The following is a 12,463-nucleotide window of genomic DNA, read 5'->3' as shown; positions in this document are numbered from 1 at the left end:
GCCAGATTTAGCGAGCCATGCCCTCGGCAACCGACACAAGTGTGCGCAACATCACGCCCGTGCCACCCTTCGTGGTGTGGCCATAAGGGGCAGCGTCGTTGTTGGCCGGGCCGGCAATATCCAGGTGTGCCCACTCGATTTTCTTCTCGTTGCGCTTGTCGGCGAAGCCAATGAATTCACGCAAGAAAAGACCCGCAATCAGCATGCCACCAGCGCGATTGCCAATCTTCACGTTGGCAATGTCGGCTAGGTCTGAGTTGAGCAGACTGCGCAGTTCGGCAGGCAGTGGCATGTGCCAAACTAGCTCGCCGGTGTCGAATGCGGCAGCCTCAACTGCCGAAATTGCTTCGGATGTGCCCATCAGCCCGGCGTATCGGTTGCCCAGTGCGATGGTGGCGGCGCCGGTAAGAGTTGCCACGTCGATGATTAGGTCTGGCTTCTCTTCGCTGGCAGCTGAAAGGCCGTCGGCAAGAACTAGGCGACCCTCGGCATCAGTGTTGAGCACTTCAATGGTTTTGCCATTGCGAACCTTGATGATGTCGTTTGGTCGCTGGGCGGTGCCCGAAGGCATGTTTTCGGCTAGGCAAAGCCAAGCTGTGACATGCACCGGCAAGGCAAGCTTTGCGATCGTGACTAAAGCTTCGAAAACCGTGGCAGCACCGGTCATGTCGTACTTCATACCAACCATGCCTTCGGCTGGCTTAAGGGAGAGGCCTCCCGAATCAAAGGTGATGCCTTTGCCAACTAGGGCCAGGTGCTTTTTGGCGCCCTTTGGTCGGTAATCGATCTTCACTAGGCGAGGTGGGCGAGAAGATCCGCCACCCACGGCAAGAATTCCGCCGAAGCCGTCTTTTGCCAAAGCCTTTTCATCCCAAACCTGAACTTCAAGGTTGAGCGGCTTCACGCGCTTGGCAACAATGTTGGCAAAGGCTGCCGGAAATAGAACATTTGGCGGGGTGTTTACCAAGTCACGAGTGGCTCGGATGCTTTCAACCACGATGTTGACCTTGGCAATGGCAGCAGCCGAAACCTTGTGGGCAGAAACCACAGTCACCGATTTGGTCTTTATTGAGCCGGTTGAATCTGTTCCTTTATATGTGGTCAATTCATACTGACCTAAGGCTGCTCCTTCAAGGATTGCGGCTGCGTCGCGCGCATCCGAGGTAGGTAGATCAAAAACGATGTTTTCAATTGAGCCAAGGGCTCGAGCTGCGGCACCGGCAAGTTCGCGCAGGTTGTCTTCGTCAAGTTCGTCGTTGCCGACCCCGATCAAGGCCACCACTGATCCGTTTGGAGCTGAAACTCGGATGATTGATTCGGCCTTTGCACTGGCACCGAGTGCTTCGAGGTTTAGTTCGCTCAACCAAGCGGAATCAATTGTGTGTTCAACAAGTTGAAGTTTCTTAGAAACAGATTTGACACCGATAACGATGGCTTGGTTTTTTGTGAATGCGGCGACTTTTGCGGTTGCAGTGAGCTTGATCATGAGCCAATCGTAATCGGCGGAAGTTAGGATATGGCTATGTCGGATGAGTTGTTTGAATACCTAGATGGTTTCGACACTGCACCACGCGGTTTGCACATGCTTGCTGGTTTGAGCGGCTTCACCGATGCCGGCGGAACCCACAGTCAAATTGCTGACAACATTTTTGCCAACTTTGAGCATGAGTTGATTGTTCAGTTCAGCAACGATGAGTTGCTTGATTACCGTTCTCGTCGCCCAGTGTTCTTCTTTGAGCGCGACCACATTGAACACTACGAACCTGCCGTGCTCGGAATCTACTTGGTTCACGACGAAGCCAATCAACCTTTTCTGTACTTGCACGGCTACGAACCTGATTTCAAATGGGAAGCATTTGCAGAGGCCTTTGCTGAGATTTTTGAAGTGCTAGAAGTTCGTGACCTCACTTGGGTTCACGCAATTCCTTTTCCAATTCCACACTCACGCCCGGTTGGCATCACAGTTTCTGGAAATCGCCAAGACATCATCGAAGCTGTTTCGGAGTGGAAGCCACAGACCCAAGTGCCGGGCAACATTTTGCACTTGATTGAATACAACCTCACCCGAGCCGGAATCAACACCGTCGGTTTCGTCATGTTGGTTCCGCACTATCTGAGCGACAGCGAATTCCCTCAGGCTGCAGTTGCGGCACTTGAGCAAGTTTCGGCTGCAACCGGTTTGGTTTTTGAGACCGATTCGCTTCGCGATGAGGGGGTGGTTTTCTTGACCAAACTCAACGAGCAAATCGAGAAGAACGAAGAACTAGCCAAGGTGGTTACCTCGCTTGAGCAGGGCTATGCCAACTCGCGCTCAAACATGATGCTCGCCCCAATTAGCAAGCCGCGTTCAAAGATGCCATCGGCCGAAGAAATTGCTGAAGAACTTGAAAGCTATTTGGCGAACCGTCGCCGCAACGAAGCCGACGAACAATAATCGTGAAGAATCGCTCCGCAACACTTGTAATGATTGCCGGAGCATTCGCGTATCTGGTTGCGGTAACAAACCGCAGCAGCATGGGTATTGCATCACTTGCTGCAACCGAACGTTTTGACGTAACCGCCGCTGCACTTTCAACCCTTGCGGTGGTGCAATTGATTGCCTATGCCGTGATGCAAATTCCAGTGGGAATTTTGTTGGATCGATTCGGTGCTAAAAAACTTTTGATTTCTGGTGCAGTGTTGATGAGCATCGGGCAACTTATCGTGGCATTTTCTGAGTCAATTACTCCCGCTGTGATTGGCCGCCTGCTGGTTGGCGCGGGCGATGCTTTTGTCTTTATTTCGATGATTCGTTTGGTCAACGGTTGGTACGTGGGTAAGCAGGCAACGCGCATGCAGGGGCTACTAACCAACGTTGGGCAATTGGGCCAAGCTGTTTCTGCAATTCCATTCGCATTTGTTTTGGTTCACCTCGGATGGAACCTTTCGTTTATGTGGCTGGCAGTAATCACTCTGATTTTGGTGTTCGTGAGTTTCGCTCTCGTGGTTGACGACCGTGAGGGTAGTCATGCTGGGGCGCGACCTGAAACACTTCGGCACGCATTCAAATTGTTGGGCGAAAACATTCGACACCCCGGTGTGCGTTTAGCGTTTTGGACTCACTTCTGTTTGCAATCAGCACCGTCGGTTTTCTTGCTCCTTTGGGGATATCCGTTTTTGGTGCAGGGCCAAGGAATCAGCCCGGCCAACGCTTCACTCTTGCTAAGCCTCTTTACCGTGATCGGCTTTTTTGTCAGCCCCCAGATTGCAAAGTTTGCCCACTCTCATCCGCACCGTCGATCGAATTTGGTGTACCTATTCATCTCGCTAATTGCATTGGCTTGGGGTCTGATAGTGGCGATGCCTGGACGCGCACCGTTCTGGATGATTATTCTCTTGGTCGTTGTGTTGGCCGCAAGCGGGCCAGCTTCGATGATCGCTTTTGATTATTCGAAATCGTTTGTTGATAAGAACCGCCTTGGCACAGCGAATGGATTCATCAACGTTGGCGGTTTCAGCGCAACTTTCATCATGATGTTTTTTGCCGGAATGATTCTTGACGTTTACAAGAGCTATCAGGCTTCGATTGGAAATCAGGTCTCGCTTTACAGTCTCGAGGGATTTCGCTGGGCCATGAGTGTTGAGTTTGTCGCCCTGGCGATTGGCATCACCTTTTTCAGCATCGAACGCCGCAAGACTCGCAAGAAAAAAGAAGAAGAGCAGGGAATAATCCTTAGGCCATTGCATGTTGTGGCTAGAGAACGATTATATGCAAAACGCCCTAAATAGCCTTTTTAGAGCCGAACGCAGGCTATAATTGCCAACAAGACCCAGTCATTCGGAGAATTTTCCGACTTGACATGGGTCTTAGTAATGCCCGAAATGGGCTGAGCGACACATCGCTTGGCGGGGGAGTCAAGAGGAAAACATGGCTAAAGAACAGGCAACCGGCAAGAAGCGTGGCTTCTTGGGTGCACTGTTGCGCTCTAATGAAAAGTCTTCGGGGGACAAAACTAAAGCAAGTAAGGAACCCAAGAAAATTTCAACACCAGCAAAATCGGCTGCCCCAGCCCCTAAAATTTCAAAGCCAGTGGCAAAAGCCCCTGCAAAAGCTGCCGCCAAGCCTGTTGCCAAGACAGCAGTGAAGGCCGCGTCAAAGCCTGCAGCTAAGCCTGTTGCCAAGGCTGCGGCTAAACCTGCCGCAAAGCCGGCTGCGAAGCCAGCCACCAAGACCCTAGCCAAGCCAGTTGCAAAGGCTCCGGCTAAGGTTGCGGCTAAGCCAGTTGCCAAGGCTGCGGCTAAGCCAGTTGCCAAGGCTGCGGCCAAACCAGCCGCTAAGCCTGCCGCCAAAGCGGCAGCTAAACCTGTTGCTAAGGCTGATGCAAAACCGGCCGCGAAGGCTGCGGCTAAGCCAGTTGCCAAGGCTGCGGCCAAACCAGCCACCAAGACTGCAACCAAAGCTGCAGCAAAGTCTGCCGGCCCGGCTGCAAAAGCCAAGCCAGAGAAGGCTTCAAAGTTGCCAAAGGGTTTGGCAGATGACGAAGACGATGAAGAACTAGAGCTTGAATCGCCAGAAGAGATCGTTGCTGAGGCAGCGGCCCTGGTTGACATCACAGCTGTTGAAGAAGAACTTCCTGAAGAAGAGCCTGAAGACGGAGACAAAATTGTTGTGCCTGAAGGCGCCTTGGTTTTGTCAAACCGTGAAGAAGAGGACATCCCGGCGCAGTCAACCACCATCACCGGTGCAACCGCTGACCCGGTTAAGGACTACCTAAAGCAAATCGGTAAGGTTGCGTTGCTAAACGCAGAGCTCGAAGTTGAGTTGGCAAAGCGCATCGAAGCTGGTCTATTTGCTGAAGAAAAACTTGCCACCGACAAGCGCATTTCAAAAGAAATGGAACGCGACCTGAAGTGGGTTGTAAAAGACGGCCAGCGCGCCAAGAGTCACTTGCTAGAAGCCAACCTTCGTTTGGTTGTTTCGTTGGCAAAGCGCTACACCGGTCGCGGAATGCAGTTTCTTGACTTGATTCAAGAGGGAAACCTTGGTCTAATTCGTGCGGTTGAAAAGTTCGACTACACCAAGGGCTACAAGTTCTCGACTTATGCAACCTGGTGGATTCGCCAGGCAATTACCCGCGCAATGGCAGACCAGGCTCGTACCATCCGTATTCCCGTTCACATGGTTGAAGTTATTAACAAACTCGCTCGTGTGCAGCGTCAGTTGCTTCAAGATCTTGGTCGCGAACCGACCCCAGAAGAGCTTGCTCGTGAACTAGACATGACACCTGAAAAGGTTGTTGAAGTTCAGAAGTACGGCCGCGAACCAATCTCACTTTCAACACCGCTTGGTGAAGATGGCGACAGCGAGTTCGGTGACTTGATTGAAGACACCGAAGCAGTTGTTCCTGCTGACGCAGTTGGTTTCACCATGCTGCAGCGTGAGCTTGAGCGCATCCTAGATTCATTGCACCCACGCGAAGCTGGCGTTATTCGCAGCCGCTTTGGTTTGGGTGACGGCGTGCAAAAGACTCTCGACCAAATTGGAGAAGAGTTTGGCGTGACCCGCGAGCGCATTCGACAGATCGAATCAAAGACCATGTCAAAGCTTCGTCACCCTTCACGTTCACAGATGCTGCGCGACTATCTAGAGAACTAGTTCATGTTCTATCTGCCAGCCATTCTTATTGGCCGAATTGTTCGCAAGCTGGTTCGAGTGGTTAGGCCCGGTGGAGGCTCTGCCTTGCCAGGTTTGGTGTTGTCAAAGATTGCGCCAGGCTTGCTGGCAAAAACCTTGGCACATTTTGCCGATGGTTTAGTAATCGTCACCGGCTCGGCTGGCAAGTCAACCACCACCAAGATGCTGGTTGCCATTGCGCGCGCACATGGCAAAGAGGTTTTCACCAACCCTTCTACTGCAAACATCGAACAAGGTTTTTTCTCCTCGATAATTCAGAGCTCGGATGCCTTCGGAAATCTGAAGGGCGATGTAGCGATTCTTGAAATGGACGAAGGGCACGCCGCCGAAATCACTAAGCGAGTTTCACCACGACAGGTGACCATTCTGAATGTGCTTGAAGATCAACTCGATCGATTCATTGACCCAGCTGTGGTGCGTGAAAAACTTCGTGATGTTGCGCAGCGCTGCACCGGCGCTTTGATCTTGAATGCCGACGACCAAAACATTCTGCTTATCAACAAAGAAGTGCAAAGCTCTAAAACTTCTTGGTTTGGTTTAGAAGGCGCGCTCATCTCAGCTTCAAAGCATGGCCTTGGCAATGCACCTACTTATCAGGCCGTGTTGCCTCGCCCTCAAGCAGACACTCAAATTGATCGCTTGAATGGCAAGCAGGCGAGTGGTCGAGTTGGCAACTATCCGGTGAATTTTGCGCTGCCAAACCGCGGAGTGCACTTTGCATTAGATGCCTCAGCTGCACTCGAAAGCGCAAGGCGTTATTTGGGCGATATGTTCGACGCTCAACTTGCCGCAAAGACTTTGGATGAGTTGCCACCCGTTTTTGCCCGAGGCGAGATTGCCAAGGTAAATGGCGAAGACGTTGAATTCATCTTGGTGCAAAACCCAATGAGCATGCAGTTGAACCTAGACAACCTAGTTGGTCAGCCAGAACGGCTGATGGTTGCAATTGGCCGCGATGTACACGATCCTTCATGGCTGTGGACAGTTGACATGTCGGCGATCAAGCGCGTGGATGTGGTAGCCGGTTATAACTTTGCCGAGATTGCTTTGCGACTGGCTTACGACAATATTCCGATGGATGACATTGAAGAAGATTTGCAGACCGCACTAGATAAATTCTTTGCTCTGCCGGCGCCAACCAATTCAATTAGAACTGTGATTTTTTCTGCGGATGCCATGCGCCGCACTCGAAGAATGCTTGGCTTCACTGACCCAGAGGCGGTAGAGCGATGAGCATTAAATTTGCAGTCCTTTACCCTGGCCACCTGAATCTAAATGGTGATCTCGCCAACATCAAGGTGTTGCGTCGTCGCCTCGATTGGGCAGGTGTTCCTTCGAGCATTCAGGTTGTAGAAGCCGGTCAACCAATTGATGCCGATGCCGATTTCATAATCATCGGCCACGGTTCGATTGCCGCTTGGAACGCAATTCGTGCTGATTTGATTGCGCGTAAAAGTGAGTTGGAATCATTCATTAGTCGAGGCGTGAAGCTTCTTGCAATTGCAACCGGCTACGAAATGCTATTTGAACAAACCGCTGTCGGTGAAGCTGGCGTTGGCTTGCTTTCGGGTGAACTTGATTTGCTAGATCGAGTTTCTAAATTTGAAGTGGTTGAGTTTGAAGGCCACGAATTGCTTGGCTATCTCAACTCTGAAGCTGACCTGCCGGTAGTTGCTCGCCACGGTTCGATTTTGGCGATCAATCTGCACGGGCCAGTGCTTGCCAAAAACTCACAGCTGGCAGACGCTATCCTGAGTGATTTATTGCAGGCGCACGGCATGAATGCCGAGATTTTGAGCAACAAAAAAGCCGCCTACGCAGACGGCTTAGTTGCTGAAGTTTGGAAGCTAGAGAAAGATCTAGCGAGCGAGTAGTTTGTCGCTCTCGTCGTGCCAAGAGATTGCAATTGGCTCAAGCTTGGCGCGCTTCTCGTTGCCGTGGTGTGAACAGAAAATCAATTCACCGGTTGCCAACTCAACGCGAATGTAGGCCTGTGCACCGCAAACGTCGCAACGGTCAGTTGCCTTGAGTGCGCCAACCTCAGTGATTTCGTTCTCTGTGGTGGTTTCTTCTAGTGGTTGCATGGGTCTACCTTTCGTTCGCTCCATATCAACACACGAATCTGCAAAAAAGTCCCAAGTTCACCCGCATTTCGCTAACTGCGAATAGTTCGTTTCTTGGGGGTTGGAGTGTCAGAACCAGCCCACGGGCACCTGGCGGTTAGCATTTCAAGGTGTCCCAGTCTGAATACTCCGCCCGCCATCTCTCTGTTCTAGAGGGGCTCGAGGCTGTTCGCAAGCGCCCGGGCATGTATATCGGTTCAACCGATAGCCGCGGATTGATGCACTGCCTTTGGGAAATCATCGATAACTCGGTGGATGAAGCTTTGGCCGGACACGGAAATCGCATTGAAATTGAGCTGTACCAAGATGGCAGCGTTTCCGTAGCCGACAAGGCTCGCGGAATTCCAGTGGACATTGAGCCTAAAACGGGCCTATCAGGCGTTGAAGTGGTTTTCACCAAGTTGCACGCCGGTGGAAAGTTTGGTTCGGGTTCATATGCAGCTTCGGGTGGTTTGCACGGCGTTGGCGCATCCGTGGTGAATGCTCTTTCAGAACGCCTAGATGTTGAAGTTGATCGCAACGGCAAGACCTATGCAATGTCGTTCAGACGCGGTGAGCCTGGTGTGTTCGATGACAAAAAAGGTATTGCACCAAACAACCCGTTTAAGCCTTTTGAAGATGCGTCGGTGCTTCGAGAAATTGGCAAGGTAGCCAAGAATGCATCGGGCACTCGAGTGCGCTACTGGGCCGACCCTCAGATTTTCATCAAGGATGCAGTTTTCTCTCTTGATGAACTTGTTGCTCGTGCACGACAAACTGCTTTCTTGGTGCCGGGCCTGGCGCTTTCAATTAGTGATCTGCGTGAAAAGCAGCCGGTTAAACAAGAATTCAAATTTGATGGTGGCATTGTTGAGTTTGCAAACTTCTTGGCAAAAGATTCTGCGCTCACTTCAACTTGGCGTCTTGCTGGTTCGGCTAACTTTCTAGAGACCGTGCCAGTGCTCGATGAGTCGGGCAACATGGTTTCTAAAGAAGTTGAACGCAATTGCGAAGTTGAAATTGCCGTTCGCTGGGGCACCGGCTATGACACCGAGATCAAGTCTTTTGTGAACATCATTGCAACGCCTAAGGGTGGAACCCACATCTCAGGCTTCGAACAAGCATTGTTGAAAACCATTCGCGCACAGGTAGATGCCCAGGCCCGCAAACTCAAACTTGGCAACGACAAGATTGAAAAAGAAGACATTCTTGCTGGCTTGACGGCGATTGTAACAGTTCGTCTAGCCGAACCTCAGTTTGAAGGTCAGACCAAGGAGATTCTTGGCACCCCAGCAGTTCGCAATATTGTTGCCAACGTTGTCACCAAGGCTCTAAACGATCGCTTCGGCAGCACAAAGCGTGATGACAAGACTCAAGCTTCGCTACTTCTTGAAAAAGTAGTTGCCGAAATGAAATCTCGTGTTTCTGCGCGAGCTCACAAAGAAACTCAGCGTCGCAAGAATGCGCTCGAAAGCAGTTCACTGCCAACCAAGTTGGTTGACTGTCGAACTCAAGATACCGCCAGCTCAGAGCTCTTTATTGTTGAGGGTGACTCTGCGCTGGGCACTGCAAAACTTGCTCGCAACTCAGAGTTCCAGGCGCTGTTGCCTATCCGCGGAAAAATCTTAAACGTGCAGAAGGCTTCGGTCAGCGACATGCTTTCTAACTCTGAATGTGCGTCAATCATTCAGGTTCTTGGTGCCGGTTCGGGAAGATCTTTTGATCTCGAATCTGCTCGCTATGGCAAAGTGATTTTGATGAGCGATGCCGATGTTGATGGCGCACACATTCGAACTCTGCTGCTAACCCTGTTCTTCAGGTACATGCGCCCTCTGGTTGAGGCTGGCCGAGTTTTCGCTGCCGTTCCACCGCTACACCGCGTTGAAGTTATCAATGCCGGCAGCAAGGCAAATGAAGTGATTTATACCTATAGCCAAGCTGAACTCGAAGAGCTGTTGAAGAAACTTGAAAAAGCCGGCAAGCGTTATAAAGAGCCAATTCAGCGTTACAAGGGTCTTGGTGAGATGGATGCCGATCAGTTGGCAGAAACCACTATGGATCGCAGCCACCGCACGCTGCGTCGTGTGCGAGTTGAAGATGCCGCTGCGGCAGAGGCAGTGTTTGAACTTTTGATGGGCAACGAAGTTGCTCCGCGCCGTGACTTCATCATTGATTCGGCCGATGGCCTTGAGCGCGATCGAATCGACGCTTAACTCGTTTTCGAGATTTTTAATCTAGAACGTTGCCTAGTGAGCCAATTGCTCCGCTGGCTTTTGAACCCGAGGCATCACGTTTAGACAGCTCGCTTGGAATTTCAACCGGCTTACCATCAGCAGCGAGACCTATGATCTTTTCTGAGCCGATGCCAGCGAAATAAAGCTGATCTTCACTTCGGGTGAATTTTTGCGCACGAACACCGCCAGTAGCGCGGCCCTTTGGTGGGAACTCGCTAAGCGCCGAAAGCTTCATCGAACCAGCATCGGTGCCGGCAAGTGCTGCTGAGCTATTTGCGGCGGTTAGCACAAAGGTTTCTTCACCGGCCTTAGCCACAGCAAAGGTAATTACTTCAGCTCCGTCAGAAAGGTTGATGCCTGCTACACCGGCAGCGCCGCGACCTTGGGCACGCACTGGCTTTGCGGCGAAGCGAAGCAGTTGTGCGTCGTTGGTTACAAAAATCATCTCGTCATCGTCGGTGACAACCTCTGCGCCAATCACCTTGTCGCCGGTCTTTAGTGCAATCACTTCAAACTCGGCCTTAGGCGCGTAGTCAGGAGCAAGGCGCTTGACGGTTCCCTGTGCAGTGCCAATGGCAATGGTGTCGGTGTCGTTGAGTTCAAACACATTTAGCACCTGCTCAGATTTTGGCAGGCCAAGAATTTCACGAGTTGCAACCGCTGCTCCAGCATCAAAGGTGTCGCCGATGTTTGGCACATCACCTACGTGAATGCGGTGCATCACGCCGTTGCTGGTGATGAATCCAAGGTCAGATCGAGTAGTGGTGACGATGACTTTCTTGATTGCATCATGCTTCTTGCGCTTGGCGGCAGGTTGGGCGATGGTTTCGCTCAGATTGGTGCGAGCAACTAGACCTGAGCTGGTCAAAATAACCACACAAGGGGTGTCCGCCAACTCGGCGCTCATTGCTGCGGCTTTCGCTGAAGTGATCGGTTTCACTTCTTCAAAGTTGCTAACCAAGCTGGTGCGGCGGTCATCGCCGTATTTCTTGGCAACTTCTTCAAGTTCGCTGGATACCAAATCACGAAGTGCCTGATCTGAAGAAAGGATTGCCTTTAAAGCTTTGATTTCGGCCAGCAGAGTCGACTTCTCGTTTTCAAGTTCAATCTTTGAGAACTTGGTTAGGCGACGCAAACGCAATTCAAGAATGTATTCGGCCTGAATCTCTGAAAGGTCAAAGACCTTCATCAATTTGGTTCGCGCTTCATCTACTTCGTCGCTGGCTCGAATAACTTGAATAACTTCGTCGATCGAGAGAATTGCAATTAGCAAACCCTCAACCAGGTGCAAACGAGCCTGACGCTTGCCCAAACGGTTTTCACTGCGGCGCTTGGTGACGGTAATTCGGTGCGCTAGATAGACCCCCAACATGTCGCGCAAGCCCAAGGTTTGCGGGCGGCCGTCAACAAGTGCAACGTTGTTGATTCCGAACGAATCTTCCATCGGGGTGAAGCGGTAGAGAAGATCAAGCACTGCTTGTGGATCAAAGCCGGTCTTGATTTCAATTACCAATCGCAAGCCGTTGGCGCGGTCGGTCAGATCGGTTACGTCTGAGATGCCCTGAAGTTTTTTATTGTTGACGCCATCTTTAATTTTTTCGATGACTTTTTCTGGGCCAACCAAATAAGGCAATTCGGTAACCACGATGCCGAGTTTGCGAGGTGAAACACTCTCCACCGATACTCGGGCACGAGTCTTAAATACACCGCGACCAGTGTCGTAGGCCTCAATGATTCCATCTAGGCCCATGATTATGCCGCCGGTTGGCAGGTCTGGACCCGGAACGTACTTCATCAATTGCTTGGTGGTGGCATCTGGGTTTGCCAACAAGAAGCGAGCGCCGGCAATTACTTCGCGCATATTGTGCGGGGGCATGTTGGTTGCCATACCGACTGCAATGCCAGAGGCACCATTCACTAGCAGATTCGGAAATGCTGCTGGCAAAACTTCTGGTTCGGTTAGCTGGGCGTCGTAATTGGGCTTGAAATCAATAACGTCTTCATCAAGACCTTCATTCATCAACATCGATGCCTGTGACAAACGCGCCTCGGTGTATCGAGCCGCTGCCGGGCCATCGTCTAGGCTTCCAAAGTTTCCGTGGCCGTCTATCAGTGGAACACGAAGTGAAAACGGTTGCGCCATGCGCACCAAGGCGTCATAAATTGCGCTGTCGCCGTGGGGGTGCAGCTTGCCCATTACATCGCCAACAACACGTGCAGATTTAACGTGACCGCGATCTGGGCGAAGGCCCATTTCACCCATTTGATAAACAATGCGACGGTGAACCGGCTTTAGGCCATCGCGGGCGTCAGGCAATGCGCGAGCATAAATAACCGAGTAGGAGTATTCGAGGAATGAATCCTGCATCTCCGTAGAAACATCGATATCGACGATGCGTTCTTCGCTCGAAATTTCTTTACTCATTAGCTCTCTAGGCGCTTGGATGCCAGTG

Annotated in this window: 9 protein-coding genes; 6 read left to right on the top strand and 3 right to left on the bottom strand. The window is 51.4% G+C overall.

The annotated features are described in order from the left end of the window. Positions 1–7: 7 nt before the first annotated feature. Positions 8–1,486, bottom strand: a complete 1,479-nt coding sequence (locus tag Q0L28_RS02835; RefSeq protein ID WP_296631313.1) for a leucyl aminopeptidase — start codon at positions 1,484–1,486, stop codon at positions 8–10. 36 nt (positions 1,487–1,522) lie between these two features. Between Q0L28_RS02835 and Q0L28_RS02830 the strand changes: the two genes are divergently transcribed. The 5 genes from Q0L28_RS02830 (at position 1,523) to Q0L28_RS02810 (ending at position 7,548) form a co-directional block, all read left to right on the top strand. After that, the gene (locus Q0L28_RS02830) at positions 1,523–2,434 is read left to right on the top strand and encodes a PAC2 family protein (RefSeq protein WP_296631311.1); all 912 of its coding nucleotides are present in this window, start codon (positions 1,523–1,525) and stop codon (positions 2,432–2,434) included. 2 nt (positions 2,435–2,436) lie between these two features. Further along, the gene (locus Q0L28_RS02825; RefSeq protein ID WP_296631309.1) at positions 2,437–3,768 is read left to right on the top strand and encodes an MFS transporter; all 1,332 of its coding nucleotides are present in this window, start codon (positions 2,437–2,439) and stop codon (positions 3,766–3,768) included. Positions 3,769–3,907: 139 nt separating this feature from the next. Next, entirely contained in the window at positions 3,908–5,635 is a 1,728-nt protein-coding gene (locus tag Q0L28_RS02820) for an RNA polymerase sigma factor (protein ID WP_296631307.1), read from the top strand. Positions 5,636–5,638: 3 nt separating this feature from the next. Next, positions 5,639–6,907, top strand: coding sequence for a MurT ligase domain-containing protein (locus Q0L28_RS02815; RefSeq protein ID WP_296631304.1), 1,269 nt, complete (start codon positions 5,639–5,641; stop codon positions 6,905–6,907). Beyond that, positions 6,904–7,548 carry a hypothetical protein gene (locus Q0L28_RS02810; protein ID WP_296631302.1) on the top strand — a complete coding sequence of 215 codons (645 nt, stop codon included), beginning with the start codon at positions 6,904–6,906 and terminating at the stop codon, positions 7,546–7,548. Before Q0L28_RS02815 ends, Q0L28_RS02810 begins: the two co-directional genes overlap by 4 nt. Here the strand turns inward: Q0L28_RS02810 and Q0L28_RS02805 are convergent. Continuing rightward, positions 7,534–7,758 carry a hypothetical protein gene (locus Q0L28_RS02805; RefSeq protein WP_296631300.1) on the bottom strand — a complete coding sequence of 75 codons (225 nt, stop codon included), beginning with the start codon at positions 7,756–7,758 and terminating at the stop codon, positions 7,534–7,536. The genes Q0L28_RS02810 and Q0L28_RS02805 overlap by 15 nt on opposite strands. Positions 7,759–7,907: 149 nt before the next feature. On the opposite strand from Q0L28_RS02805, the gene Q0L28_RS02800 reads away from it, so the two are divergent. Continuing rightward, positions 7,908–9,989, top strand: a complete 2,082-nt coding sequence (locus Q0L28_RS02800; protein WP_296631297.1) for a DNA topoisomerase IV subunit B — start codon at positions 7,908–7,910, stop codon at positions 9,987–9,989. Positions 9,990–10,005: 16 nt separating this feature from the next. Here the strand turns inward: Q0L28_RS02800 and Q0L28_RS02795 are convergent, their stop codons facing one another. Next, positions 10,006–12,435, bottom strand: a complete 2,430-nt coding sequence (locus Q0L28_RS02795; RefSeq protein ID WP_296631294.1) for a DNA topoisomerase IV subunit A — start codon at positions 12,433–12,435, stop codon at positions 10,006–10,008. Positions 12,436–12,463: the final 28 nt, after the last annotated feature.

This window comes from Rhodoluna sp. (genome assembly GCF_024639375.1).
In the GTDB taxonomy this organism is placed as follows: Bacteria; Actinomycetota; Actinomycetes; order Actinomycetales; family Microbacteriaceae; genus Rhodoluna.
The sequence above is the reverse complement of the archived record's forward strand: the minus strand, read 5'-3'. Positions and strand labels throughout refer to the sequence as shown.